Origin of the sequence: Pseudomonas sp. CCI4.2 (genome assembly GCF_034350045.1) — a bacterium.
Classification (GTDB): Bacteria; Pseudomonadota; Gammaproteobacteria; order Pseudomonadales; family Pseudomonadaceae; genus Aquipseudomonas.
This window is the reverse complement of sequence record NZ_CP133781.1, coordinates 3,790,268-3,815,700: the sequence shown is the minus strand read 5'-3', so window position 1 is coordinate 3,815,700 and position 25,433 is coordinate 3,790,268. Positions and strand designations below refer to the sequence as shown.

Genomic DNA, 25,433 nt, shown 5'->3' with positions numbered 1-25,433 from the left:
GCGTCGCGGCCTTCCCAAATAAATTCGGTCCCACCGGTTTCTCTGGCGATTTACAAAAAACCTGTAGGAGATCGCGGACGATATCACCGCACGCCCGCTACCGGTGCAACCGCCACGCTGGCAAGTTCACCGGTATTCCAACCGCCGCCCAGGGCTTTGATCAGGGCCACGTTGGCACTCAGTTGTCGGGTCTGTAAATCCAACACGCTACGCTGGGCGTCAAGTGCAACGGTTTGCGCTTCGACGACATCCAGATAACCCACCGCGCCCTGGCGATACCGCGCTAGCGCCAAGTCTTCTGAATACTGCGCGGCATCTGCGGCATCGTGTTGATCTTTCAGCGCTTCGCCTAGCCCGGAGATAAGCGTCAGGTTGTCTTCCACCTGCTGAAACGCTCCCAAGACCACGCTGCGATAGCGGGCGCCGGCTTCATCGGTTTGCGCCTTGGCAATATCAACCCCGGCTTGCCGTGCACCGGCGTCGAATAACGTCGTGACCAATGAAGGTCCGATTGCCCAAAACAAGTTGGGTGCAGCAAGCAGACCGGCGTATTCGTCGCTTTGATAACCGGCCTGCGCGCTAAGGGTGATAGTCGGGAAGAACGCTGCACGGGCTACGCCGATTTTCGCGTTGGCTTCGGCGATCCGCCGTTCAGAGGCCGCGATGTCAGGCCGGCGTTGCAACAGCGCCGATGGCACTCCGGTTGGCACCACCGGCAAGGCAATGTCTTGGGTGTTAGCGTTGACGCGAAACTCAGAGGCAGAAGCACCCACCAACGACGCGATGGCATGCTCCATCAGCGCCCGCTGGGCGAGGTTTTGCTTAAGTTGCGACTTGGCCGACGACAACTGCGTCTTCGCCCGAGAGACGTCCAGCCCGGAAACAATACCGCCGCCGTGCAGGCCTTCGGTCAAGTTCACCGCTTTGGCATACGCCTCAGTGCTCTCGTTCAGCAATTGCGTCTGCTGGTCCAAACCGCGCAAGCGAATGTAGCTGTCGGCCAACTGGGTTTGCAGGCTCAGGCGCGCATTGGCCAGATCGGCTTTGCTCGCTTGCGCCTCATCGGTACCGGCGGCAACCGAGTCACGCACTCGGCCCCACAGATCGACCTCGTAATCGACCTCGGCACCCACGGTAAACGAGTTGTACTCCGGCCCCGCCGTTGCCGACCGCAGCGGACGGGTGTCAGATTGCCGATCACGCTGACCGTTGGCGTTGCCTTTGATGCTGGGGAACAACCCCGATTGCACCTGCGTCACAAACGCTTGAGCCTGAGCGTAGTGCGCCAGGGCGGCCGCAAGGTCTGGGTTATTGGTTAGCAGACGCTGCTGCAAATCGTTGAGCTGTGGGTCGTTATAGATACGCCACCAGCCATCGCGGCTTAACTGATCGCAAGGTTGCGCGGCGCGCCAAGGACCGTCGGTACGGTATTGCGCAGCCATCGGGATCGCAGGCACCTGGTACTCCGGCGCCAGATGACACGCGCCCAAGCCCAAGAATGTCATCAGCAATGCGCTTATTTTAAACGCCGGGTGCGGATTAACCATGAGCTTTGGCCACCGCTTCGTTGGGCTTGTTGGTGTCGTTGGGTTTGGCGATTTGTACCGTGTCGCCATCAAGCAGACCATCGGGTGGCGTGTTGATGACCTTATCGGTGGGCAACAGGCCCGAGCCAATTTCCACTGCATCGCCGAAGTCACGGGCAATGGTCACGGTCTTGAACAGCACATGGTTGTCCTCGCCAAGGGTCGCCACGCGCAAACCATGGTCGTCGAACACCAGCGCGCTGGACGGCAAACGCAAGGCATTGGCCTGCACCGGAAGCTTGAATTGGACGTTAGTAAAGGCGCCGGGCATCAAGCGACGACCCCGATTTTCCACCAACAATTGCACCAAGGTGGTTCCCGACGCGGCATTAACCGCATCGGCCGAGGCAATCACTTTCGCGGTGAACTGCTCTTGCTGATATTCCGGCACCGTTAAGCTGGCGATGGCTCCTGCTCGGACCAGTGGTGAAAAGCTCTGTGGCACTTGCACGTAAACCCGTAGGCGACTGACGTCCGATACTGCAAACAACTCTTGCGCGGTGCCGCCACCCGCGTTGATCAATTGACCAACGTCGGTGTTACGCGCAGTGACCACGCCATCAAACGGCGCGACCAGACGCTGGAAGCCTTTGGTAGCCACCAGCCGCTCAACGTTGGCTTTCGCCGCCGCCACATCGGCCTGTTTGGCCGCTTGATCACTGACGCGCTCATCGACTTCCTGACGCGACACTGAATCAGAGGCCAGCATCGCCTGCCAACGTTTAGCCGTGGTGCCCGCCAAGGACGAATTGGCCTGCGCCGTAGCCAATACCGCACGGGCCTGAACCAGTTGCTGATCCAGCTACGGTGTGTCGATTTCAGCCAATAACTGCCCGGCTTTGACCGGGGCACCAATGTCCACTTTCCACGATTTCAGATAACCCCCTACCCGCGCCGAAATCGACGCCCGGGAGTAGGCTTCCAACCGGCCTGGCAAGTTCAGCACCGGTCCTTGTGGCGAAGGGTTCGGCGTGATCAGCACCACGCTGGGCGTCGCTTGAGTATCGGTCCAGACTTTCAGGTCTTTGGATTCGCTGGCCCGGATCGAAATACCGGCCACGACCACGATGACCACGACAATCAGCGCAATCACGATGCGTACCAGGCCGCCACGCCGACGAGGGGGTGATGTGTTGTTTGATGAAGAAGTATCAGTTGACATGTCAAGACCCTTGAATGGCGTTTGCCGGGATGGACGCTTGCTCGCGGCGTGCGTGAAGAATGCTGAAGATCACCGGGACCAGAAACAATGTTGCAATGGTGGCAAACGCCAAGCCGCCAATAACGGCTCGTCCCAAGGGTGCGTTTTGTTCGCCGCCTTCACCCAGGCTCAGGGCCATGGGCGCCATACCAATGATCATCGACAACGCCGTCATCAGCACCGGACGGAAACGCGTAAAACCGGCTTCAAGCGCTGCCTTGATCGGGTCGCCGTGCTCGGCCAGCTGTTCTCGACAGAAGCTGACCACCAGAATGGCGTTTGCGGTCGCCACCCCCATGCACATGATGGCCCCGGTCAACGCCGGCACTGACAACGTGGTGTGCGTCACGAACAAGGTCCAGACAATGCCCGCCAGCGCCGCCGGCAAGGCGGTAATGATCACGAACGGGTCGGTCCAGGACTGGAAGTTGACCACGATCAGCAGGTAAATCAGCACCACTGCGCCGAGTATCCCGAACAGCATCCCGTTGAACGCGTTGTTCATGGTTTGCACCTGCCCCTGGAACATGACTTTTGATCCTTTGGGCACGTCATTGGTGCTGTCGGCAATCAGTTTTTGAATGTCTGACGCGACAGCGCCCAGGTCGCGGTCTTGGGTCGAGGCGAAGATTTCCACCACCGACTGGATGTCCGATTGGCTTACCACCGAGTTGCTGTGGGTCCGCTCAATGGTCGCCAGTCCACCGAGAATTTGCCCACCAACACCCGGTCCCGATGAACTGAGCGGCAGGTTATGCAGCGCCGCTAACGTATCGAGGCTGTATTGCGGGGTTTGCATCACGATGGGGTATGACACCCCGTTCGCGCTGTTCAACCAATAGGTGGGAGCGACCTGGCTGGAGCCGGCAAAGTTGACCACCAAGCTGTTGGTGATGTCGCGCTCGGTGATGCCCACCAACTGCGCACGGGTCCGGTCAACATTGACTTTGAACGTCGGCAATTGCTGCGATTGTTGAAGCCGCGCATCGACGACCCCAGGCACTTTGCGAATATCACGCAGCAGCTTGTTGGCGTAGGCAAAGTTACCCGCCAAATTGTTGCCCTGCACCTGCACGTCGATGGGCGCCGCCGCACCGAAGTTAAGAATCTGCCCCACAATGTCCGCCGGCGGATACGAGAACACCACACCCGGAAACTCTCGCGGCAAGCGCTCGCGCATCTCACGGATGTATTCAGCGGTGGGGCGGTGACCGTCGTTAAGCTTGACCTGAATGTCGCTGTCCTGTGAACCCACCGTACCGGTGTTGTTGTAGGCGGTATTGATACCGCTGATCGACAAGCCGATGTTATCCACCACGGTGCCCAGTTCCTGAGCAGGGATAATCCGTCGGATGGCGTTTTCCACGTCAAAAACCACCTGCGCCGTGGTTTCAACGCGCATTCCGACCGGTGCTCGGACGTGCATCAGGATCTGCCCTGAATCCACCGCAGGGAAGAAGTTGCGCCCCAGGAATGGCACCAGACCGAACGACAGCACAACAAATCCAAGGAAGCAGGCAACGAACAAACCCCGGTGGTGCAACGCCGTTTCCAACATGGCGTGGTAGCTGTCGCGGACATTCTCGAAGCGCTTCTCAAACCCACGCTGAAAGCGCACCAATGGATTCGAAGAAGGCTTGGTGTGTTCTTCCTCTTCTTCTTTGGTGTGCGGGCTGAGCAGGAAGTTGGCCATGGTCGGCACCAAGGTACGCGACAAGATGAACGAGGCGATCATGGCGAAAATGACTGCTTCGGCCATGGGCACAAAGAGGAATCGCGCCACACCATCAAGGAAGAACATCGGTACGAACACGATGCAAATACACAGCAGCGAAACGAACGCCGGGGTCACGATTTGCGCGGCACCGTCGAGAATCGCCTCTTTGACTTGCTTGCCTTGTTCGAGGTGCCAGTTGATGTTCTCGATGGTCACCGTAGCATCGTCCACAAGAATACCAACGGCCAGCGCCAGCCCTCCCAGGGTCATGATGTTCAGGGTCTCGCCCAGCGCCGACAGCATCGCAATCGAAGACAGGATCGCCAACGGAATCGACACCGCAATGATCACCGTTGAACGCCAACTGCCAAGGAACAACAGAATCATCAGACTGGTCAGCGCAGCGGCGATAACGCCCTCCCGCGCGACGCCTTCGATGGCGGCACGAACGAACAGCGACTGGTCACTAATAAAATCGATCTTCAGGTTTTCAGGCAATGCTGCCTTCGACGCCTCAAGCTTCTCCCTGATCCCGGCAATGACCCCCAGGGTCGACGCCGAGCCGGTTTTCAGCACAGTGATCAATACCGAACGGCTGCCGTTAACGTGGACAATGTTCTGTTGCGGTGGGTTGCCATCGCGCACGCTGGCCACGTCACGCATCAATACCGTCGTGCCGTTAGCGGTCTTGATGGGCAAGTCCTCCAAGTCGGCAATCGCCGACGGCGCGTTGTTCAACTGCAGCATGTACTCGTAGCCACCGATTTTTTCCGTACCGATGGGCGTGATCAGGTTTTGCGTGGCCAGGGCATTGGCCACGTCCTGGCCCGATAAACCCCGTGCTTGCATGGCCGCAGAATCAAGGTCGATCTGCACCTGCCGGCTTTTACCACCAAACGGATACGGCATGGCCGCGCCGGCAACCGTGGTCAGCATCAGCCGCACGGTGTTCAGCCCCAAGTCACCCAGTTGCTGCTCGCTCAGGCCTTTGCCCGATAGCGCGAGCTGCACGATGGGCACCGTTGAGGCGCTGTAATTGAGGATCAGCGGTGGCGTGGTACCGGGCGGCAACTGTTTAAGGATCGCCTGAGACACCGACGTCAGTTGCGCGTTGGCAGTACTGATGTTCACGTTGGGCTGAAAATAGACTTTGATGATGCCGAAGCCGTTCAGCGATTGCGCTTCAATGTGCCTAACATCGTTGACCGTGGTGGTCAGCACCCGCTCGAACGGTGAGGTAATCCGACCCGCCATTTGGTCTGGGGACAGACCGGTGTACTGCCAGATAACGGCAATAACTGGGATACGAATTTCAGGAAAGATATCGGTCGGCGTGCGCAGGGCCGCCAGCGGACCGATGATCATGATGAATATCGCCAGCACGACGAAAGTATACGGTCGGCTTAAAGCTATACGTACGAGGCCTTGCATTGTTGTTATCCGGACTGGGAACCGAGCAGAGACCAGCGCACCTCAACGCAGACTACAGGCGCTGTAAATTGCGCTGCATCTCCATGGTTACGTAAAAGGCCGCGATGAGCTGCGGAACTCGAACAGGACATTCGATTGATCCGCAGGCTGAGCGCACAGTTCAAATGCTGATACCCAAAGGGTACAAATCAGCCAAAACCACCGGTTTTTCCGTGACGGTCATGCCAACTGACGCGCCAACAGCATTCAATCTTCATCACCATATTCCTGCAACAAGCCCCACGAGCGGGGGCATGCGCCACAATATCGATATTAGGGGTATATGCCAACAAATATCTACGCGAAGACTACGTGCGTATTACGGCCCGAACCTACTTTGCTCCTTCCAAGAATAAAAACGCTAGCCATAGGCCGTCCTAACCGACCAATTAAAGCCTTGCCCTTTCAAAATGCCCGACCATAATCGAGGCATATACCGCTATGACAGTGAGTCAAATGACCAAGACTGCCGTTTTGCTCAGCCCTGCCATCCCTTCCGGTAGTGGCTGTTCCAATGGTGCCATCCGCCGTGCAGCACGGCGCATGGGCCAAATTTACGATGATGCGTTCGCTCCCAGCGGGCTTAAAGGCACCCAGTATTCGTTGTTGTCACAAATCACGCGCTTGCAAGGACCGACCATGCGCACCGTGGCTCAGGAATTAGTCATGGACCTCTCGGCCCTGGGCCATACCTTGAAACCCTTGGTGCGAGATGGGTTTGTCGAGCTCAATGTCGACCTAGATGATCGCCGATGCCGGCGGGTAACCCTTACCGAAAAAGGCGTGAAAAAATATCAGGAAGCACGGGAAATCTGGACCCGCGTCAGGCGTGTGTTTGATGAGATCTATGGCGCCGAAGAGGCCGTTCGACTGCGCGCGACCCTTGATTACATAGCTTCGGAATCGTTTGCTGCGGCCATGGCGCTGAAGCTTGCCGCCCGTTGATGTTTTCAGACCTGTTGCTCGAATGGGGTATCCGGCGTCATCACCGTTCGTCGTCATCTCACGCACTTATTGGATCACGCGGCACCCAACTCATGTAACGACTCTATAACCCCGGAGACGAATCATGACCCTGAAATATGTCACGACCCTTGCATTCGCTACCCTGCTGTCGGCCGCTTCGATGGTCGCGATGGCACAAACCACCGGCACTAGCGACCCGATGAATAAAACGCCTTCAACCACCGGAATGGGCGCTGACCCCACCAATGATGAGGGCACGGTTCCGTCGAACAGAACCCTCAATCCGCCGAGCAAGGCGAACCAGAACTCTTCTCACGTTCCGGGCACCAAAGGCTCCAACAACAATGGCGCCGATCAGTCGACCTCCACCGGTGTGGGCAAAGGCAGCGGCGCGGACGGTGACACTACCAACGAAATCAAATAAGCCATATATAGCAAAGCGCCACATCATTGAATGTGGCGCTTGTCCGGCGCTCTGACATTCACTCTGAGCGATCGGTTTCACTGGACGCCGCGTCATGCGCGCTAACCACTGATTTTTCGTGTTTTGAGCGCTCAACCCCTTGAGCTTCTTCCTGCTGATGCTGCTGCATCACCGCTTCGTTATGCGCCAACATCAGCGCCATAGTCCGGTCGCCGCCGCCTTCGGCCATTGCGCTTACAGAAGTGCCCAGCAAAGCGATGATGAATAATGTTTTCAACGTGTTCATAAGGTTTTCCAAATAGGGTCTGCCGGCACCTATTGCCGACAGAAGCGTTAAGCTCGAGCCCATTTTGGGGGGATAGGGCTTTCAGCCCGATCCCCACCACATGAATTTTTTGACAGGTTTTAAATTAATTCACCCAACCGCCGCCACGCCAGTGCCAGCCATCAGGACGGTGTTCCCAATGCGGGTGCACATAGCGATAGCCTGGACGCGCTGGTTCCCAATGTCCGCCAACGGCCACATAACGCCCGCCGTCCCAGCGCCAATAGCCATGGGCCCAGATAAAGCCGTCACGACGACCCGGCTCCACTTCAACGATACGTTCAGGGGGAGGTTGTGGAGCGACGACTTCAACGTACTGAGTCTGAACCGGACGCTCGCGAACGACGCGTTCATGGACCCGCTCAACACACCCACTGGTCATAGCGACCACAGCGATTACTGCCACGCAGCGTAAAAACATAGCTTTCCCTCGGTTAAACTTTCGACAATTTCAGACACATTTTGAAACCTACATCACTCTGCTCATCAGTAACAGCAGCTTTACCGGACCATTACATTCAGCTGAAAGCCACGTCCCGTGGGCGCAGTCGCCCGCTTGCCGGTCCTAGGATATGCGGCCACTATGGTTCCAGATGCGCCCCTGATCGTCAGTTCGACGGCATGGAAAACTCATCTCGGAAACCTTTCAAATGCCCGCATCCAGCATCGCTTTACGGCCTTTGTGTGTGTCGGTTTGCTTGTTGTTGCTCGCGCCGTCTCACGCCATGGCAAGCGCTCCCGTCCCTTTGAATACTGCGGACATTGCTTGGCTGCGGCGCGACGGGTTCGACCTCGATGCGGCCAGCGTGACGCGTTTGCGCTCGATGGGCCGCGCGGGTCTGCTGGAAGCGCAACTGACCGACCGCATTCCCGACCTATTGCCGCCGGCCATCAACACCTTGTTGCATGGCTATCCGGCCCTGACCTCTTCGCTTGAATCATCGTTGATTGCCCGCAAGCAAGAGCAAGAACAGCTTAACGCCATGCCCGACGGCGATGACAAAATAGCGGCCAAAAAAGCGGCGCAACAAGCCGCTAACGAATACGGACAGCAAGCGCAGGAAATCGTGATGCTGCGGGCGGTGTATGGACCCAATCAGTTGAAGGAGCAGTTGATCAGCTTTTGGCTTAACCACTTCAGCATCTACATGGGCAAGGGCCGCGTGCGCTGGATGGCGGCGGATTATGAAGAGCAAGTCATCCGCCCCCATGCACTGGGCAAGTTCAAGGACTTGGTAATGGCGACGCTCAAAAGTCCGGCGATGTTGGAGTTTTTGGACAACGCCCAAAACGCACAAGGTAAAGTTAATGAAAATTATGCCCGCGAGCTGATGGAGTTGCATACGCTCGGTGTAGGTTCAGGGTACACCCAGCAAGACGTGCAACAGCTGGCGCTGATACTGACCGGCGCCGGCCTTGCCCCGCTGGATGGCAAGCAACAACGGTTTCCGCCCGCACTGGCGCCGTTCGTGGTCCAGGAAGGCGTGTTCGAGTTCAATCCCAAGCGTCACGATTTCAGTGACAAGGTCCTGTTGGGGCAGCCCATCAGGGGTTCAGGTTTTGATGAAATCGCCCAGGCCGTTGAGCTGATCACTCGCCAGAAAGCCTGCGCAGTATTTATCTCGCATCAATTAGCCCAGTACTTTGTGGCCGACAACCCACCACAGGCACTGGTCGACCGCATGGCCGCGACCTTCCAGCGCACCGATGGCGATATTGCCCAAGTGATGCGTACGTTGTTTCAATCTAAGGAGTTGCAGCAGAGCGCCGGGACGAAGTTCAAGGACCCGATCCAGTTTGTTGCTTCATCAGTCCGACTGGCCTACGACGGTAAAACCTTGGCCAATGCCAGGCCGATGGTCAATTGGCTGAACCAACTGGGCGAGCCGGTGTTTGGTCGCGTCACCCCAGACGGTTGGCCGCTGGATTCCAGCGGTTGGACCAGCTCGGGACAGTTGTCCAAACGGTTTGAAATTGCACGCATTATCGGCAGGGGCGACAACCGGTTGTTCACCCCCGAAGGCAGCCCGAAGGAAGGTATCGGGTTTCCGATGATTACCACCCGACTTTTTTATGATGCGGTGGCTCCGGGCTTGAGTGCTGCGACCCGAGGGGCGCTTGACCAAGCAGCCTCGCAACAGGAATGGAATACGTACTTGTTGTCGTCGCCTGACTTCAACAGCCGATGACAATGCGAGTTACGTGAGCAAGGCCAGGGCCGGCTGAATCGTTGAATGTCTACCATGATCCATTGCGTCATGAGGTGCCTGATGAACCGTCGAGAATTCCTGTTAGCAACCGCTGCTGCCGCAGCGTTGCCAAGCCTGTCGTTTTCCGGGAAATTATTTGCCGCGCCACCTTCCGCGCCCCGATTCCTGTTTGTGTTCTTGCGCGGCGGCTATGACTGCAACAACTTGTTGGTGCCTTACAACAGCGACTTTTACTACGATTCGCGGCCTACCCTGGCCATCGCCAGACCCGATCAGGGCAACCTCGACAGTGCCATCGCACTTGATTCCAATTGGGGGCTGAACCCGGTGCTGCGCGACTCGATCTACCCGCTGTGGCAACGCAAACAAATCGCCTTCGTCCCGTTCGCAGGCACCGACGACCTGTCGCGCAGCCACTTCGAAACTCAGGACAACATCGAATCCGGCGAGCCGAGCCAGCAGCGCAACGGGTACGGCTCGGGCTTCCTCGCCCGCTTGGCGCTAGCTGCCCCCGACAGCGCGCCCATTGCATTCACTGACGCATTGCCGCTGAGTTTTCAAGGCGGTAAAGACATTCCTAACCTGTCGTTGCGTGGGGTTTCGAAACCGGCGTTCGATAATCGGCAATCGTCGATCCTCGCCAGCATGTACAAGGGTACCCCGCTTGCCGCGTCTGCGTCTGACGGCCTTGAGCTGCGCCAGCATGTCTCGAAAGACCTGGAGGAAGAGATGATGCGCGCCAATCGCGGCGCGGCTACGGCGAAGAACTTTGCTGCCGAAACCCAACGTATCGCCACGTTAATGCGCGACCAGTACCGGTTGGGGTTCGTCGATGTGGGCGGTTGGGACACCCACGTCAATCAAGGCAGTACCACGGGCAATCTCGCTAACAACCTGGCCAACCTCGGTCAAGGCTTGGCAGCGTATGCCCAAGCACTCGGTGACGAGTGGAACACCACCACGGTGGTGGTGGTGTCTGAATTCGGCCGCACATTTCGCGAGAACGGCGACCGTGGCACCGATCATGGCCATGGCACGGTGTACTGGGTGCTTGGCGGCAACGTTCGGGGTGGGCGCATCGTCGGCGAGCAAGTCGCGGTGAACCAGAACACACTGCTGCAAAACCGCGATTACCCCGTGCTTAACAATTACCGCGACCTGCTCGGCGGATTGCTCGGGCGTACGTGGGGCTTGTCCACTTCACAGCTTCAAGCCGTGTTCCCCGGCGCGCGACCCAATGCGCTGCAATTGGTTTGACGGTACATATGCCGCCGCCTCGCCAACCAGTTGGCTCTACAGGGCGCAGCAAAAAGCCCGGATAACCGGGCTTTTTTAAGCGTTTAGTCGATCAATAGCGCTGATACTGCGAACCGAATTCTTTGCGGTTTTCAGCAACGATGACGTTGCCGTGCAGGTCGCTGCTCAGACGATCAAAGGTCTTGGCCGAGTTGTCCGCGACGCGAACGTGAGTCGCTTCAGCGACTACTGGCTTGGCAACCGAAGTGGTGGTCTGAGGGCTGGCGAAAGCTGAGGTTGCGGCCAGAACCGAAAGGGCGAAGCCGAAAGCAAGGGTACGTTTCATGGTTAAGCTCCAATAGGTAGTTCAAAGGAAGGTGGGTTTCGAGTAAGTGGCGCTAAGTTACCCCCTGCCCCCGCCAATGAAAAACCACGAGCATAGATACCCACTATCGACAGCGGTGATCTGATACTAAAGTCGGTAAGCGCCGACGTGTTGGCGCGGCGTCTACATCAGAAATCAGCACCCTTCAAAACAAACCCATTTGCCCGCCAACCAATGTGCTGAAGTCGTCATTCACAAACGGCAGAATCGCGTCTGCCACGGGTTGCAGTTGGCGGGTGACGTAGTGGTCGTAGTCGATGGGCGCCGTTTGGGTCTCCAGCGGCTCAGGCCCGGCGGTGGTCATCAAGTAACTGATCCAACCGCCGCTCTGGTATTGCCGTGGCCGACCCTGCTGGTCGTTGTACTCATCAGCCATTCGCGCCGCGCGGACGTGGGGTGGCACGTTGCGTTGGTAATCGTCCAGTTTGCGCCGCAGCCGCTTGCGGTAAATCAACAGATCATCAAGCTCGCCTTTCAAGGTCTTGCGAACGTAATCGCGTACGTAGTCTTGGTACGGTTGCCGGTTGAAGATTCGTTCATACAGTTCCTGCTGAAACTGTTGCGCCAACGGTGACCAATCGGTGCGCACGGTCTCCAGCCCTTTGTAGACCATCTCGTCGCGACCGTCCGCCCGGGTGACGAGGCCGGCGTAACGTTTCTTGCTGCCCTCCTCGGCACCCCGCAGGGTCGGCATCAAAAAACGCCGGAAGTGCGTCTCCAATTGCAGTTCAAGCACGCTGTCCAGTCCAAACGTCTGTTGCAGATACCCACGCCACCATTGGTTGACGTGCAACACCAACGCGCGCCCGATACGCGCGGCGTCTTCCTCGGTATGCGTGCGACGGAGCCAGACAAAGGTGGAGTCGGTATCGCCGTAGATCACCGCGTGACCTTCAGCCTCGATCAGTTCGCGGGTTTTGCGCATGATCTCGTGACCGCGCAAGGTGATGGACGACGCCAGACGCGGATCGAAGAAGCGGCAGCCGCTGGACCCCAACACGCCATAAAACGCATTCATGATGATTTTCAGAGCCTGAGACAACGGCGCGTTACGTTCACGTTTCGCCACTTCGCGGCCTTCGGACACACGAGAAATGATCGCAGGCAAACAATGCCGGGTGCGGGAGAATCGTGCGCCACGAAAACCCGGCACCGACTCTGCATCGCCGGGCTGGCGTATGCCTTCGACCAGTCCCACCGGGTCAATCAGGAAAGTGCGGATAATCGACGGGTACAGGCTCTTGTAATCCAGCACCAATACCGACTCATACAAACCCGGTTTCGAGTCCATGACAAAACCACCAGGGCTGGCCTCGGGCGGGCGCTCGCCGAGGTTTGGCGCCACAAAGCCTTGGCGGTGCATCAGCGGCATGTACAGATTACTGAAGGCGGCGACTGATCCACCGCTGCTGTCAGCAGGCAACCCCGTCACCGAGGCCCGCTCCAGCAAAAACGTCAGCAGTTCGGTTTTGGCAAATATTCGCGTCACCAGCTCGCAGTCTTTGAGGTTGTAGCGGGCCAGCGCCGGCTTGTCCTCGGCAAACATGCGGTTGATTTCGTCCATTTTTTGGTATGCGTTGTTGATCGCTTTACCTTCACCCAACAAGGTTTGCGCGACGTTCTCCAGGCTGAACGAAGGAAAGCTCCAAGTCGCCGAACGCAACGCTTCGATGCCGTCAATGATCAAACGCCCGGCCGCCGACGCGAAATAATGATTATTGCGCGTACTGTGCTGACGCCAACCCATCTCCTCGCCGCCGCGTCCGAGGCGTAACGGCACGTTCAGGCGCTGCGCGTGTTCGTGCAGCACGCGCAGATCGAATTGCACCAGGTTCCAGCCGATGATTGCATCAGGGTCGTGGCGGACCAGCCATTCGTTGAGTTTTTCCAGCAACTGCGCACGGCTGTCGCAGTACTCAAACAGAAAATCGACCTCATCCTCCACGCCATTCGGCGGCCCGAGCATATAAACCTGACGCTGGCCACACCCCTCCAGCGCGATGGAATACAGCTCGCCTTGCGCCGTGGTTTCGATGTCCAGCGAGACCAGCTTCAATGACGGTCGGTACTCTGGCGCCGGCTTCATCTGGGCATCAAGCAGCAGGCCGTTGGCGCCCGGCTTTCCACTGAACGTCACGGGTGCGGTGATAAAACGCTCCATCATGTAGCGTTCCGGTGGCCGAACATCCGCCTCGTAGACATCGACCCCAAAGGCGCGCAATTGCTTGTCGACATTCATCAGTTGCCGATGCTGCTGGCAATAAAGGCCTAGCACCGGGCGGTGACGGAAATCGCACAGGTCCAACGGCCGAAGTTCGACGTTACGTTCGCTGCGCAGTAATGACTTGGCTCGCTCCTGCTGCTCGACCGGGATAAACGCCACTGAGGGTTGGTGCGGCAGCCGAATGTGCCGAGGGCCGTTATCGGTGGCCAGCCAAAACTCGACTTCGGTACCCAAGGCGCTGTCGCGCCAATGTCGGGTCAGGACAAAACCCTGCTGTAAATCCACCGTTGCAACCTCGATCACTTGAATCCGCGACGTTTCTCATGCGCTTGAGCCGTTAGCGTCATTAACGGCCACACTATAAAGATTCGTTACGGTTCTGACCGGGTTTTGTTTACTGTGGTGCCTTGGCGAACCCTTGCAGCCAAACACGTCCCGCAGCTTACCCACCGATGCGTAACTTTAATCCTGAGGCCCCGCTACCCACCATGAACGCCCTGCCCCTTGAAATCCACCTGACCGGGTTGACCGTCGAACTTCAACCGCTGCAACTGAGGCATACCCCACAACTGCTGGACGCCGCCGCTGACGGGCAATTATGGAGCATGACACTCACCGTGGTGCCGGGGCCGGACACGGTCGAGCAGTATGTTTCGACGGCGCTGGAGGGAAGACAGGCAGGCACAGTGATGCCGTTCGCGATCATTCAGCGCGAAACCGGCAAGCTGGTGGGAAGTACACGTTTTTGGAAGATTGACCGCAAGAATCGAAAGCTGGAAATTGGTCACACTTGGTTGAGCGAGTCAGTGCAGCGCTCGGGGATCAATACCGAAGTGAAGCACCTGCTGCTGATGTACGCCTTCGAGGTCATGCACTGCGTGCGGGTGCAATTTACCACCGACGAACTGAATGAAAAATCCCGCGCAGCCATCTTGCGGATTGGCGCGACGCAGGAAGGGATTGTCCGTCATGAACGAATCATGCCCGACGGCCGCAAACGCAACTCCGTGCGCTTCAGCATCATCGATTCGGAATGGCCGAACGTGAAAGCGTTGCTGGAAGCGAAGATGCGTCGTTAAGCGAAAGGCAGCAAACCGGGTGGCACGCTGTGTGGGTTGGGGTAGCAGCGCGTCAGGACTGAAGCCTTCCCGAATAAATTCGGTCCCACAGATCTCGGCGCTGCAAAGGCTGTGAACAGATTTTCAGTGCCTACTATTCCGTGTCCGTCTCTGTGGGAGATTCTATGTTTCAGGTCAACATCAGCGGCGCGACTACCGGCCTCTTCGCAGGCAAGCCTGCTCCCACAGTATCTACGGCTCCTACAATAGTCCGGTGTTTGCTGCGGCAACGCGTTGACGGACCAGGGCATGAATAAATTCGGTCCCTGCGAACAGTCCGGAGCACCTTCGCCCACTTGTTGGCGAGGCGCCGTCGCTTACATCACCCTCAAGTCGTCAAGCTATAAGCCGGTCGTTCGCCACGGAAGTTCTGCTCCAGACTGACCACGACGATTTCGCCCATGCGGGTGCGTGTCTCAACCGTTGCGCTGGCACGGTGCGGCTGCAGCACGACGTTTTCCATGCTCCACAGCGCTTCAGGCACATGCGGCTCGTCGACGAACACATCCAGACCGGCACCGGCGATACGGCCTTCGGTCAGCGCAGCAACCAGGTCGGTTTCGTTGACCAATTTGCCACGGGCGACGTTGATCAGGTAGCCGTCTTTGCCCAGTGCGTTGAGCACTTCAGCGTTAATGATGCCTTCTACTTTATCCGCAGCTGCCGCAACGATCAGCGCATCGCACTGCTTGGCCAATTCGGCGAGGTTGTCGACAAAATCATAAGGCACGTCGCTGATGGTCTGGAGATCGGTGTAGCTGATATTGCAGTTGAACGCTGCGGCACGGGCTGCGACTGCACGCCCTACCCGGCCCATACCGACGATGCCGACGTGCATGCCGCTGAATTGGCGAGCCAAAGGCAATGGCACCAACGGCGTGGCGCTCTTGCCCCACTTGCCGTCACGTACATAACGGTCGCCGGTGTTGATCCCACGACAGACCGCGATCAGCAGGCCAATCGCCAAGTCAGCCACGTCATCGGTCAATGCGCCGATGGTTGCAGTGACGTGAATACCCCGTTCCCGGGCGTAGGCCATGTCCACGGCATCAGTGCCGACGCCATTGACCGCCACCACTTCCAGCGCTGGCAAACGCTCCATCATTGCCCGGGTAATCCCGGTATGACCACCGGAAATAACGCCGCGAATATTGGCCGCGTGTTCTTGCAAAAAGGCTTCTTTATCGGCCTGAGCCTGCTGAAAGTACGGACGAATCGTAAACAGCTCATTCAACTTTTCGTTGATCGACGGGATCAACACAGGACTCAACTGCAAAATTTCGGGTTTCATGGGATTCGACTCATGGCGTTAAAAGGGTCGCCGGGCCGACAACGGTTATCGAAACCGCCATCAACCCGAGGGAATACGCAAGACTATTAGCCCCGGCCAACGAACGGCATGTTGGTTGCCATCACAGTCATGTTCAGCACGTTGGCTGACAGCGGCAAAGCCGCAATGTAACGCACGGCGTCAGCGATGTGTTTGACATCAACCATCGGTTCGATTGCTGTTTGCCCGTTAGCCTGACGAACACCTTTGGTCATGCGCACCGACAGGTCGGTCAACGCGTTACCGATGTCGATCTGGCTGCACGCGATGTTGTATTCGCGGCCATCCAGCGCCAAAGCTTTGGTCAAACCCAGCACCGCGTGCTTGCTGGCGGTGTAAGGCCCGGTGAAAGGACGCGGCGTATGGGCAGAAATAGAGCCGTTGTTAATGATGCGACCGCCCTGTGGGCTTTGCTTTCTCATCAAACCGAACGCGCCGCGAGCGCAAAGGAACACGCCGGTGACGTTGGTGTTGATCACGTTCAGCCACAGGTCGACGTCAAGCTCGTCCACTGGAATAGCCGGCGCGTTAATGCCGGCGTTGTTGAAGGCAACGTCCAGGCGACCGTAAACCGCTTCGATTTTTGCAAACAGCGCGTCAACGCTGGCAGGGTCACGAACGTCGGTAGAGACCCCAATGGCGCTTTGGCCCGCGGCTTTGGCAATCTCGACCAATTCGTCCAGCGGTTCTTGGCGACGACCCGCCAGGACCACACTGAAACCATCAGCCAACAGTGCTTGAGCAACAGCGCGACCGATGCCGCTGCCTGCGCCCGTTACCAGTGCAACTTTCAAAGTGGACGTGTTGGACATTGTTATTTCCTTCTTCAAATTAGTGTTTGATCGATACCGACAGATGGCCGATACCGTCAATGCCTGCGGTCACGGTGTCACCGCGCTGGATGCCTTCCACGCCAGGTGGAGTGCCGGTCATGATCAAGTCGCCGGGGTTGAGCTGGACGGAGCGAGAGATGTGACTGATCACCTCGGCCACCGACCATATCTGATTCGCCAGGTCTGACCGTTGGCGGTCAACATCATTGACCTTCAGCCATACCGCGCCTTGGCTCGGGTGGCCGATGGTGCTCACCGGCACAATAGCGCTTATCGGCGCGGAGCCGTCGAACGCCTTGGAACCTTCCCACGGCCTGCCCTGCTGTTTCGCGACCATTTGTAAGTCACGCCGCGTCAAATCCAACCCGGCGCCGTAACCCCACACATGGTCGAGGGCATCGGCGATAGCGATATCTTTACCCGACTTGCCGATAGCGATTACCAGCTCGATCTCAGGGCAAAACTCCCCGGTCAACGACGGATAATCCAGCTCACCTTGTGCATCGATAACAGCCTGAGACGGCTTCATGAAGAAAAACGGCAGTTCACGCTCTGGTGCTGTTTCAGTCGATGCATCAGGCCACCAGTAGTTACGGCCGAGACAAAAGACCCTGGCCACCGCAAAGCGTTTGGTGTCACCGACTACGGGCAAACTTGGCTGGGACGACGGGGGGAAAACATAGTGGCTCATACAGATCCTTGCTCAACGACTTGACGACTTACCCGGCAACCAGTGTACGCAGCGTCGTCCTGTTCAATCAGGACGAAACTGCGCATTATTTGGACAAAACACACAACCTGCGGGTGTGTATTAACGCGCAACCAGAACGATGCGGTGCAACTTGCCCAGCAACAGTGAGTAGGACAACGCGCCCATCAAGGCCACCGCACCAATGAAATAGAAGGCCAATGTAAAGGAGTGAGTGACGTTCAAGATCGCGCCAATCACGATAGGGGTGATGATGCCGCCAATGTTTGCCGCAAGGCTGGTGACACCGCCGGTCAAGCCGATCAATTCCTTCGGTGCGATTTCCGCGACTGCTGCCCATGAAGCGGAAGCAATACCTTGAGCGAAGAAAGCGATGGTCAAGATCGCGATACACAGCACGTTGGAGTCAGTGAAGTTAACCAACACGATGGACATCCCAAGCATCGACCCCACTACCAACGGTAACTTGCGAGCAAACGACATGGTGTGGCCGCGACGGATCAAGACGTCTGACACCAGCCCTGCCAACAACACACCGACGGTTGCGCCAATGAACGGCAGCACGGCGAAGATGCCGACTTTGATCATGGTCAGGTGACGCTCTTCAATCAGATAGGTAGGGAACCACGTCAAAAAGAAGTACAAGGCCGACGTGCTGGCAAACTTGCCGATGCAAATCGCCCAGATCTGCCGATAGCGGAACAATTCGGCCACTTGGCGCCAGTTGAACTTAGTGCGCTCCTGGCTACTTTTGACCAGACCACCACCGTCTTCGATGTACTGCAATTCTTCCTTGCTGACTTTCTTGCAGGTCAAAGGATCGCGGTACAGGTACATCCAAGCGATACCGAAAATCACACCCACAATGCCGGTAGTGAAGAAGATGTAGCGCCAGCTGTAGGTCGTCGCCAGCCACAACAGGCCGCCGGTAAACAACGCTGTGCCCAAGTACTGTCCGCTGACATAGATGCTGCTGGCCAAACCGCGCTCACGAATGGGGAACCAAATGGCTACTGCCCGAGTGTTTGCTGGGAACGCCGGGGCTTCTAATGCACCCACGCCCAACCGAAGCCCGAACAATGAGGCGAAACCACCTGCGGCACCCTGTGCCACGGTAGCGATTGACCAGGTGATCAGTGAAATACCATAGGTCAGCCGTGAGCCGAAGCGGTCTGAAATGAAACCTGCCGGTACTAACGCAAACGCATAAGTCCAAGCGAACGCCGAGAAGATCAATCCCATCTCAAACTTGTCCAGCCCAAGGTCTTTGGCCATGAACGGTGCGGCGATGGAGATGTTGACCCGGTCCGCATAGTTGATAATCGTCGCGATCAACAACAAGAAAAGCATGAAGTAGCGACGCCGTGTCGGTAACCGGGTGGCCACCTCGGCAGGTATGGCTTGCGCAGCGTTAGTAGTCATCGAGAGGCCCTCATTATTTTTATAAACCAAACAGGAACAGCGACTGCTTTTGCGATCCAACTGAGTCGAGCAACAACGGTTAAAGCGACTGCGGACCCTGCTTGTCCATCAACGCAGCGAGCATTTCAAACTCTTCTGCGGTGAGGTCAGTCAGTGGCGTGCGGACTGGGCCTGCGTCGTAACCAGCGATTTTTGCGCCGGCTTTAACGATGCTGACCGCGTAACCCGATTTGCGGTTACGGATGTCCAGGTACGGCAGGAAGAAGTCGTCGATCAGCTTGCCAACAGTGGCGTGATCGTCACGGGCAATGGCGTGGTAGAAGTCCATGGCCATTTTTGGCAGGAAGTTGAACACCGCCGACGAATACACCGGAACGCCCAGCGCTTTATAAGCAGCGGCGTAGACTTCGGCAGTCGGCAGGCCGCCCAGGTAGCTGAAGCGATCGCCAAGGCGATGACGAATGGAGACCATCAGTTCGATGTCGCCCAGGCCGTCTTTGTAGCCGATCAGGTTCGGCCAGACGTTCCAGCAGCGGAGCGGTCAGGCGGCAGACGTTACGGTTGTAAACGATCACGCCGATCTTGACCGACTTGCACACGGCTTCAACGTGGGCGGCAACGCCGTCCTGGCTGGCTTCGGTCAAGTAGTGCGGCAACAGCAAGATGCCTTTGGCGCCCAGGCGCTCGGCTTCTTGTGCGTATTCGATGGCTTGGCGGGTCGAGCCACCGACACCGGCCAGAATCGGCACGCTATTAGCGCAGGTATCGACCGCAGTCTTGATGACTTCGGAATATTCGCTGGCGGCGAGGGAGAAAAACTCACCGGTGCCGCCGGCAGCGAACAATGCGGTAGCGCCGTACGGGGCGAGCCATTCAAGGCGCTTGATGTAGCCGGCCTTGTGGAAGTCGCCCTGAGCGTTGAAATCGGTAACAGGAAATGAGAGCAGACCGGACGAAACTGTAGCTTTGAGTTCTTGTGGGGTCATTTTAAAATCACTTTCTTATGGTTGTTGTGGTGATGCACGCTCAGACACGACGTACGTTATCGTACATCTATATTAATACAAGCCATATTTTTTGCTGACTCACTCATAAGGATGGAATCATGGCTGCCTCCAATCGCTCGCCAATGTGGCAAATAAGAGCGGCTAATCGTTAATAATCAACTATATATGATTTAGAGCTCATGCAAACGGTAACTGCGAGCAGTCATAGGACATCTGATGACCGGAAATACGCTTAACGATAATGGGTACAGGGATCTACGTACTTAAGGCGGCTGGGTGCTGCGTCCATACCTAAAACTGAACAACCCCTCCCACCGTAGGTCTGACCCTTGGTGACTGAAACTGCCCTTACACAGGAATTCCCATGATCATCGTCCATCACCTGAACAACTCGCGCTCACAGCGGATCCTTTGGCTATTGGAAGAGCTGGCCATCCCCTACGAACTCAAGTGCTATCAGCGCGACCCAACGACAAATCTCGCACCGCCTGAGCTCAAAGCGATTAACCGGCTGGGCAAGTCGCCGGTCATCGAAGACGGTTCCAATGTCCTGATCGAATCCGGGGCAATCGTTGACTACCTGATTCGACGCCACGGCCACGGGCAGCTGCAACCAGACCCGTCCACGTCGGCGTATGACGAGTACGTGCAATGGCTGCACTTCGCCGAAGGCTCGGCCATGTTGCCGTTGATGCTGAACTTGTACGTCGCTCGTTTAGGGGAAGCCGGCAATGCGCTGCATCCTCGGATTGATTCGGAAGTGACCAACTACTTGAGCTATATCGACGAGGCGTTGAGCCATTCCGACTACCTGCTCGGCGATGAGCTGACCGGCGCAGACATTCAATTGAGCTTCATCGGCGATGTCGCCAAACAGTTCGGCAAACTGGGCGCTTACCCTCACCTCGCCGCGTGGGTAGACCGCACCCAAGCACGCCCTGCCTATCAAGCGGCGCTGGAGAAAGGCGGCGAATACATTTTTGCGCGGCATTGAGCAGTCGCTGAATAACCGCTGAGTCACTGCAACATGAGTTCCGGCGCCCCGGATTTGACGTGGGTGACCGGATTCCCCAAGCTAATGCCCTCGAATTTCACCAGGAACGCATCGTGTGATTGATTTTTTCTGCCGCTGGCGCCGGTTTTTGTTTTGCGTCGCGCCACTCTTCGCCCTTCTGGCCGCCTGCGACAACGGCGTGCCCAAGGCCACGCCGCCGACTGTGACCACCTACGTCAGCGTCAAGTGGGAGGACCTGCCGGTGACCAGCGATGAAGACCTCCTCGCAGGCTTCAACACCTGGTATTCCGCGTGCACTCGGATGGCCAACGATAAAATCTGGAAAACCACCTGCAGCGCTGCCGCTCAAGTCCAACCAAACGCCCCGGCGATTCGTGAATTTCTTAAGTCAAACCTGCAGGTGTATAGCCTGCGCTCGGCAGACAAAGGCGCCAAGGGATTGATCACCGGTTATTTCGAGCCCATCTACAAAGGCAGCCTTGAGCGCAGCGATACGACCACTGTCCCGGTGTATGGCGTGCCGGATGACTTGGTGGTGGTCGCGTTGGATAGCATCTACCCCGAACTCAAGGGCAAACGCCTGCGTGGCCGGCTTGAGGGTCGCACGCTCAAGCCCTATGACGATGCCGCTACCATTGGCCGCCAAGGCGCAAACGCTCCGGTACTGGCATGGCTAAGCAACCCGATGGACCTGCAATTTCTGCAAATCCAGGGTTCTGGCCGCATCCAGTTAGACAGTGGGAAACAGGTACGCATTGGCTATGCCGACCAGAATGGTCATCCCTACAGACCCGTTGGACGCTGGTTGGTCGATCATGATCAGCTCAAGAAAGAAGAATTGAGCATGAGCCGAATTCGCGATTGGGCAACGGCCAACCCGGATCAGGTTCCGGAGTTATTGGCGAGCAATCCAAGTTATGTGTTCTTCGGTATCCGCCCAGAAAGCAACGAAGGCCCACGCGGTTCGCTCAACGTGCCACTGACGGCGGGTTACAGCGTGGCGATTGATCGCAAGGTCATTCCGCTGGGCAGCTTGCTATGGCTCTCCACCACCCGCCCAAACGGCGGGGCCATCGTCCGTCCAGTCGCCGCACAGGATACCGGTGGTGCAATTGCCGGCGAAGTTCGCGCGGACCTATTCACCGGTACCGGTGTGGAGGCTGGCGAACTGGCGGGAAACATGAAACAGTCGGGGCAAATCTGGTTGTTGTGGCCTAAAGATACGGCGATGCCGACGGTTCAGTGAGGGCTGCGCAAGGCTGAGGCGAAGGTTCAGTGCTTACTATTCTAGGTCTGCCTAGGTCTGTGTGAGTTGGCTTGCCAACGAAAGCGTCAATGCAGGCGACCCAGGTTTCAGGTCCACATCAGCGGCGCGATTGCCAGCCTCTTCGCAGGCAAGCCTGCTCCCACAGATTCGGTTCTGCTATGCCATCGCTGAGCTCGTGCGGACTCAAATCACCCTGTGGGAGTTGGCTTGCCAACGAAAGCGTCAGTGCAGGCGCCGTAGGTTTCGGGTCAACATCAGCGGCGCGATTGCCGGCCTCTTCGCAGGCAAGCCTGCTCCCACACATTCGGTTCTGCGATGCCATCGCTGAGTTCGTGCGGACCCAAATCACCCTGTGGGGTGGCTTGCCAACGAAAGCATCAGTGCAGGCGCCCCAAGTTTCGGGTCGACATCAACAAGTTGGCTCCCACAGAAAGACCGTGCTGATTGCCCGTTCCTGTTACTGCCCTTCTGGAAAATCCGCACCTAGCGTGGTGCTTTCCCACGTATCGAAATCATGACGTAACGATTCGATTTTCTTGCGGGCCAGTTCTAGCGCAGCTTTGCCCAGGAGCAAGCGCAGTGGCGGATTTTTCGAGCTGGCAGCGTCGATGATCGCTTGGGCGGCGCGTACCGGATCACCTGCTTGGTTGCCACTGCGTTGGGAGGTCTGGCGGCGACGTTCGCCGGCGGTGGCGTCGTAATCATCAATCACCGTAGCCGACGCTTTGATCGATGGACCAGCCCAATTGGTGCGGAATGGGCCTGGCTCGACGATCAATACATCGATTCCCAACGGTTTGACTTCAATCGCCAGCGACTCGGAAATACCCTCAACCGCGTATTTGGTACCGTGGTAGTAACCAGTGGCGCCAAAGCTGGCAAGGCCGCCGATGGAGGATACGTTGATGATGATCCCACTGCGTTGCTTACGCAGGGTCGGCAACACCGCTTTTGTCATGTCGACCAAGCCAAACACATTGGCTTCGAACATGGCCCGCACTGCGTCGTCTTCACCCTCTTCAATTGCCGCCAAGTAACCATAACCGGCGTTGTTGACTAACGCATCGATACGGCCAAAACGCGCATTAGCTTGACTTACAGCGTCGTGGATTTGCTGAGGGTTAGTAACGTCGAGCGCCAGCGCCAGTGAGGAGTCTTCATGGCCTTTGACAATATCGGCGAGCGTTGACGGATCACGGGCGGTCACCACCGCACGCCAGCCACGTGCCAACACCAACTTCGCCAGTTCGCGACCAAAGCCTGTAGAGCAGCCAGTGATCAGCCATACGGGTTTATCTTGAGTCATCATCTATCAGGTTCCTTTGGGATTTGCGCGGCACACAAAACAGAAAACCGGGCATTTACAGAAGTGCTTCGGAGACCGTGACGTGCGTCGACACCGTAAGTAGAGCTTGATCGCAGCTCCCCCCCACAAGTTCCCTCAAAATTCGCGCGGCACATTAAATTTCTTGCGCAGCACGTACACCCGCCACATCGCGTACAGCGGTAGAAAATCCAGGCGCTTCTCAATTTCGAAGCCGGCTTGAACGAACTCGGCTTCTGCTGTTTTCACCGGAATCACGAAGCGGTTTTGATAGCCGCTTTGCTTTCCATCCGCCAGACGCAGTTGCTCTTGGCGCTTGCGCTTCCACGCCTTGAAGTTGCCGTCCACCCACAACGAGATAATCACCGTGTCACGGGTAACACGGTTCAATTGCTTAAGTAACGACATTCTATGGTTAGGGTCACCAATGTGATGTAGCAAGCGCATGCAAAAAATGCAGTCCACCGCGTTCTCAGGCAATTCGATATCGAAGGCTGAGGTTTGCAACGTTCGCACGCGCTTTACGACCGCAGGCGACTGGGATTCACACGCGGTCTGCAACATTGCTGCCGAGTTGTCCGCCGCAATAATAACCCGATTGGCTTTCTCTGCCAGCAGCGGCCAAAATCTGCCCGCCCCGCAGGGAAGGTCTAGCACGGTGGTTGGCTCACCCGCTAACGCCAAGGCTTTACGTGCTAATTGTTCATCTCGCCAGTGCGACAGCCGGCGGGCTGAACCGTCCTGATGCTTGAGAAAATAGCGCTGCGCATGGGCTTCATCGTATTTCTCGGAAAACTTGAGCTTGATGGGATTAGTCATCTTCTACTCCACTAATTAATGAGAAAATATTATTCAGTGGCGCGTCGCAACGAAGTTACCCCGTTGTGAAAATTCCGTTTAAATTCGCTCAACAATTGCAAGATATGACAAGAACACGCTTAACTAAGCAACACTAAGCAGATGTATGAATCCTGTACCCGACCCCATGATAGTTATGCAGTAAAGGAATATCAAAACCCTTATCCACGACTTTACGTAATAGATAAATATTGCTTCTTAGGCTGTCACTGTCCGGCAAATCAGTACCCCAGACCGCTTCTTCCAACTCCTGCCGACGCACGATGGCCGGACTTTTCAGCATGAGCACCGCCAATAACGTCAGGTTTATCGGGTTAAGTTTTAACGGCTTTCCCGCACGCGTGACCTCAAGCGCATCCAGGTCGTAGACCAAATCATGAATCTGGATAATGCGCTTTTGCAGGCCCTTTTTACGGCGTGCAATGGCTTCGATCCGCGCCAACAATTCTGACAGCGCAAAGGGTTTAACGATGTAATCGTCGGCCCCGGATTTGAACCCTTTCAAGCGATCCGGCAAATCGTCCCGGGCGGTCAACATCAAAATCGGCGTGTCTAGTCGCGCATGTTCGCGCAGATTCTTACACAGCTGATTTCCATCCATCCCCGGCAACATGACGTCGAGGATAATCGCGTCAAACGTCTCTGTTGCCGCCAGATGCAGACCGGTCAAGCCGTCCGCTGCCCCCACTACTTCACAGCCCTTCAGCACCATGTACTCGGAGATGCTATCTAAAATATCTTTATGGTCTTCGACTACCAGAATACGCATGGTTTTTTCCTACACTGCTCGTTATGCAAGCCACCTT

Annotated in this window: 22 protein-coding genes and 1 pseudogene; 7 read left to right on the top strand and 16 right to left on the bottom strand. The window is 56.9% G+C overall.

What is annotated here, in order from left to right; all coding sequences use genetic code 11:
- Positions 1–83 precede the first annotated feature (83 nt).
- From RHM65_RS17390 to RHM65_RS17375, 4 genes are read right to left on the bottom strand one after another with little or no spacing between them, the layout of a single operon-like run.
- Positions 84–1,547, bottom strand: coding sequence for an efflux transporter outer membrane subunit (locus RHM65_RS17390; protein ID WP_322164708.1), 1,464 nt, complete (start codon positions 1,545–1,547; stop codon positions 84–86).
- Positions 1,540–2,376 carry an efflux RND transporter periplasmic adaptor subunit gene (locus tag RHM65_RS17385; RefSeq protein WP_322185351.1) on the bottom strand — a complete coding sequence of 279 codons (837 nt, stop codon included), beginning with the start codon at positions 2,374–2,376 and terminating at the stop codon, positions 1,540–1,542. Before RHM65_RS17385 ends, RHM65_RS17390 begins: the two co-directional genes overlap by 8 nt.
- A 12-nt stretch (positions 2,377–2,388) precedes the next feature.
- Complete coding sequence (locus RHM65_RS17380) at positions 2,389–2,748, bottom strand: biotin/lipoyl-binding protein (protein ID WP_322164709.1); 360 nt, start codon at positions 2,746–2,748, stop codon at positions 2,389–2,391.
- 1 nt (position 2,749) lies between these two features.
- Positions 2,750–5,935, bottom strand: a complete 3,186-nt coding sequence (locus RHM65_RS17375; RefSeq protein ID WP_322164710.1) for an efflux RND transporter permease subunit — start codon at positions 5,933–5,935, stop codon at positions 2,750–2,752.
- A gap of 495 nt (positions 5,936–6,430) precedes the next feature.
- Between RHM65_RS17375 and RHM65_RS17370 the strand changes: the two genes are divergently transcribed.
- Together RHM65_RS17370 and RHM65_RS17365 are read left to right on the top strand one after the other, a co-directional pair.
- A complete protein-coding gene (locus RHM65_RS17370) occupies positions 6,431–6,919 on the top strand; it encodes a MarR family winged helix-turn-helix transcriptional regulator (RefSeq protein ID WP_322164711.1) in 489 nt (162 codons plus the stop codon).
- A 124-nt stretch (positions 6,920–7,043) separates the two neighbouring features.
- On the top strand, positions 7,044–7,364 hold the full coding sequence (locus RHM65_RS17365; protein WP_322164712.1) for a hypothetical protein: 321 nt from the start codon (positions 7,044–7,046) through the stop codon (positions 7,362–7,364).
- Between the two features lie 58 nt (positions 7,365–7,422).
- Here the strand turns inward: RHM65_RS17365 and RHM65_RS17360 are convergent, their stop codons facing one another.
- Complete coding sequence (locus tag RHM65_RS17360; RefSeq protein ID WP_322164713.1) at positions 7,423–7,650, bottom strand: co-regulatory protein PtrA N-terminal domain-containing protein; 228 nt, start codon at positions 7,648–7,650, stop codon at positions 7,423–7,425.
- A 124-nt stretch (positions 7,651–7,774) separates the two neighbouring features.
- A complete protein-coding gene (locus RHM65_RS17355) occupies positions 7,775–8,110 on the bottom strand; it encodes a hypothetical protein (protein ID WP_322164714.1) in 336 nt (111 codons plus the stop codon).
- Between the two features lie 229 nt (positions 8,111–8,339).
- Here RHM65_RS17355 and RHM65_RS17350 point away from each other — a divergent pair, with 229 nt between their 5' ends.
- Complete coding sequence (locus tag RHM65_RS17350) at positions 8,340–9,878, top strand: DUF1800 domain-containing protein (RefSeq protein ID WP_322164715.1); 1,539 nt, start codon at positions 8,340–8,342, stop codon at positions 9,876–9,878.
- Positions 9,879–9,959: 81 nt separating this feature from the next.
- Entirely contained in the window at positions 9,960–11,156 is a 1,197-nt protein-coding gene (locus RHM65_RS17345) for a DUF1501 domain-containing protein (RefSeq protein ID WP_322164716.1), read from the top strand.
- A 91-nt stretch (positions 11,157–11,247) separates the two neighbouring features.
- On the opposite strand, the gene RHM65_RS17340 is transcribed toward RHM65_RS17345, so the two are convergent.
- Together RHM65_RS17340 and RHM65_RS17335 are read right to left on the bottom strand one after the other, a co-directional pair.
- Complete coding sequence (locus RHM65_RS17340; RefSeq protein ID WP_322164717.1) at positions 11,248–11,481, bottom strand: hypothetical protein; 234 nt, start codon at positions 11,479–11,481, stop codon at positions 11,248–11,250.
- Positions 11,482–11,665: 184 nt separating this feature from the next.
- Positions 11,666–14,029, bottom strand: coding sequence for a DNA polymerase II (locus tag RHM65_RS17335; protein ID WP_322170980.1), 2,364 nt, complete (start codon positions 14,027–14,029; stop codon positions 11,666–11,668).
- Between the two features lie 203 nt (positions 14,030–14,232).
- On the opposite strand from RHM65_RS17335, the gene RHM65_RS17330 reads away from it, so the two are divergent.
- Positions 14,233–14,823 carry a GNAT family protein gene (locus RHM65_RS17330; RefSeq protein WP_322170982.1) on the top strand — a complete coding sequence of 197 codons (591 nt, stop codon included), beginning with the start codon at positions 14,233–14,235 and terminating at the stop codon, positions 14,821–14,823.
- 367 nt (positions 14,824–15,190) lie between these two features.
- On the opposite strand, the gene RHM65_RS17325 is transcribed toward RHM65_RS17330, so the two are convergent.
- The 5 genes and pseudogenes from RHM65_RS17325 to kdgD all read right to left on the bottom strand — a co-directional run bounded on the left by RHM65_RS17325 (position 15,191) and on the right by kdgD (position 20,142).
- Complete coding sequence (locus tag RHM65_RS17325) at positions 15,191–16,153, bottom strand: 2-hydroxyacid dehydrogenase (RefSeq protein WP_322164718.1); 963 nt, start codon at positions 16,151–16,153, stop codon at positions 15,191–15,193.
- Positions 16,154–16,239: 86 nt separating this feature from the next.
- On the bottom strand, positions 16,240–17,004 hold the full coding sequence (locus RHM65_RS17320; RefSeq protein ID WP_322164719.1) for an SDR family oxidoreductase: 765 nt from the start codon (positions 17,002–17,004) through the stop codon (positions 16,240–16,242).
- A 19-nt stretch (positions 17,005–17,023) separates the two neighbouring features.
- The gene (locus RHM65_RS17315) at positions 17,024–17,716 is read right to left on the bottom strand and encodes a fumarylacetoacetate hydrolase family protein (RefSeq protein ID WP_322164720.1); all 693 of its coding nucleotides are present in this window, start codon (positions 17,714–17,716) and stop codon (positions 17,024–17,026) included.
- A gap of 120 nt (positions 17,717–17,836) precedes the next feature.
- Positions 17,837–19,156 (bottom strand): MFS transporter, encoded by a 1,320-nt coding sequence (locus RHM65_RS17310; protein ID WP_322164722.1) that lies wholly within the window; start codon positions 19,154–19,156, stop codon positions 17,837–17,839.
- 79 nt (positions 19,157–19,235) lie between these two features.
- A pseudogene (gene kdgD / locus RHM65_RS17305) lies at positions 19,236–20,142 on the bottom strand (5-dehydro-4-deoxyglucarate dehydratase).
- A gap of 385 nt (positions 20,143–20,527) precedes the next feature.
- Between kdgD and RHM65_RS17300 the strand changes: the two are divergent.
- Positions 20,528–21,157 (top strand): glutathione S-transferase, encoded by a 630-nt coding sequence (locus RHM65_RS17300; RefSeq protein WP_322164723.1) that lies wholly within the window; start codon positions 20,528–20,530, stop codon positions 21,155–21,157.
- A 115-nt stretch (positions 21,158–21,272) separates the two neighbouring features.
- Positions 21,273–22,424 (top strand): murein transglycosylase A, encoded by a 1,152-nt coding sequence (locus RHM65_RS17295; RefSeq protein ID WP_322164724.1) that lies wholly within the window; start codon positions 21,273–21,275, stop codon positions 22,422–22,424.
- A gap of 478 nt (positions 22,425–22,902) precedes the next feature.
- Here the strand turns inward: RHM65_RS17295 and RHM65_RS17290 are convergent, their stop codons facing one another.
- The 3 genes from RHM65_RS17290 to RHM65_RS17280 all read right to left on the bottom strand — a co-directional run bounded on the left by RHM65_RS17290 (position 22,903) and on the right by RHM65_RS17280 (position 25,396).
- Positions 22,903–23,754, bottom strand: a complete 852-nt coding sequence (locus RHM65_RS17290; protein ID WP_322164726.1) for an oxidoreductase — start codon at positions 23,752–23,754, stop codon at positions 22,903–22,905.
- Between the two features lie 132 nt (positions 23,755–23,886).
- On the bottom strand, positions 23,887–24,588 hold the full coding sequence (locus tag RHM65_RS17285) for a class I SAM-dependent methyltransferase (protein WP_322164728.1): 702 nt from the start codon (positions 24,586–24,588) through the stop codon (positions 23,887–23,889).
- 133 nt (positions 24,589–24,721) lie between these two features.
- Entirely contained in the window at positions 24,722–25,396 is a 675-nt protein-coding gene (locus tag RHM65_RS17280; protein WP_322164730.1) for a response regulator transcription factor, read from the bottom strand.
- Between the last annotated feature and the right edge of the window lie 37 nt (positions 25,397–25,433).

What these genes read in the sequence shown, in the direction of transcription:
- RHM65_RS17390 (WP_322164708.1), bottom strand. Translation starts at nt 1,547, where the DNA reads ATGGTTAATCCGCACCCGGCGTTTAAAATAAGCGCATTGCTGATGACA.
- RHM65_RS17380 (WP_322164709.1), bottom strand. Translation starts at nt 2,748, where the DNA reads ATGTCAACTGATACTTCTTCATCAAACAACACATCACCCCCTCGTCGG.
- RHM65_RS17375 (WP_322164710.1), bottom strand. Translation starts at nt 5,935, where the DNA reads ATGCAAGGCCTCGTACGTATAGCTTTAAGCCGACCGTATACTTTCGTC.
- RHM65_RS17370 (WP_322164711.1), top strand. Translation starts at nt 6,431, where the DNA reads ATGACCAAGACTGCCGTTTTGCTCAGCCCTGCCATCCCTTCCGGTAGT.
- RHM65_RS17365 (WP_322164712.1), top strand. Translation starts at nt 7,044, where the DNA reads ATGACCCTGAAATATGTCACGACCCTTGCATTCGCTACCCTGCTGTCG.
- RHM65_RS17360 (WP_322164713.1), bottom strand. Translation starts at nt 7,650, where the DNA reads ATGAACACGTTGAAAACATTATTCATCATCGCTTTGCTGGGCACTTCT.
- RHM65_RS17355 (WP_322164714.1), bottom strand. Translation starts at nt 8,110, where the DNA reads ATGTTTTTACGCTGCGTGGCAGTAATCGCTGTGGTCGCTATGACCAGT.
- RHM65_RS17350 (WP_322164715.1), top strand. Translation starts at nt 8,340, where the DNA reads ATGCCCGCATCCAGCATCGCTTTACGGCCTTTGTGTGTGTCGGTTTGC.
- RHM65_RS17345 (WP_322164716.1), top strand. Translation starts at nt 9,960, where the DNA reads ATGAACCGTCGAGAATTCCTGTTAGCAACCGCTGCTGCCGCAGCGTTG.
- RHM65_RS17340 (WP_322164717.1), bottom strand. Translation starts at nt 11,481, where the DNA reads ATGAAACGTACCCTTGCTTTCGGCTTCGCCCTTTCGGTTCTGGCCGCA.
- RHM65_RS17330 (WP_322170982.1), top strand. Translation starts at nt 14,233, where the DNA reads ATGAACGCCCTGCCCCTTGAAATCCACCTGACCGGGTTGACCGTCGAA.
- RHM65_RS17325 (WP_322164718.1), bottom strand. Translation starts at nt 16,153, where the DNA reads ATGAAACCCGAAATTTTGCAGTTGAGTCCTGTGTTGATCCCGTCGATC.
- RHM65_RS17320 (WP_322164719.1), bottom strand. Translation starts at nt 17,004, where the DNA reads ATGTCCAACACGTCCACTTTGAAAGTTGCACTGGTAACGGGCGCAGGC.
- RHM65_RS17315 (WP_322164720.1), bottom strand. Translation starts at nt 17,716, where the DNA reads ATGAGCCACTATGTTTTCCCCCCGTCGTCCCAGCCAAGTTTGCCCGTA.
- RHM65_RS17310 (WP_322164722.1), bottom strand. Translation starts at nt 19,156, where the DNA reads ATGACTACTAACGCTGCGCAAGCCATACCTGCCGAGGTGGCCACCCGG.
- RHM65_RS17300 (WP_322164723.1), top strand. Translation starts at nt 20,528, where the DNA reads ATGATCATCGTCCATCACCTGAACAACTCGCGCTCACAGCGGATCCTT.
- RHM65_RS17290 (WP_322164726.1), bottom strand. Translation starts at nt 23,754, where the DNA reads ATGATGACTCAAGATAAACCCGTATGGCTGATCACTGGCTGCTCTACA.
- RHM65_RS17285 (WP_322164728.1), bottom strand. Translation starts at nt 24,588, where the DNA reads ATGACTAATCCCATCAAGCTCAAGTTTTCCGAGAAATACGATGAAGCC.
- RHM65_RS17280 (WP_322164730.1), bottom strand. Translation starts at nt 25,396, where the DNA reads ATGCGTATTCTGGTAGTCGAAGACCATAAAGATATTTTAGATAGCATC.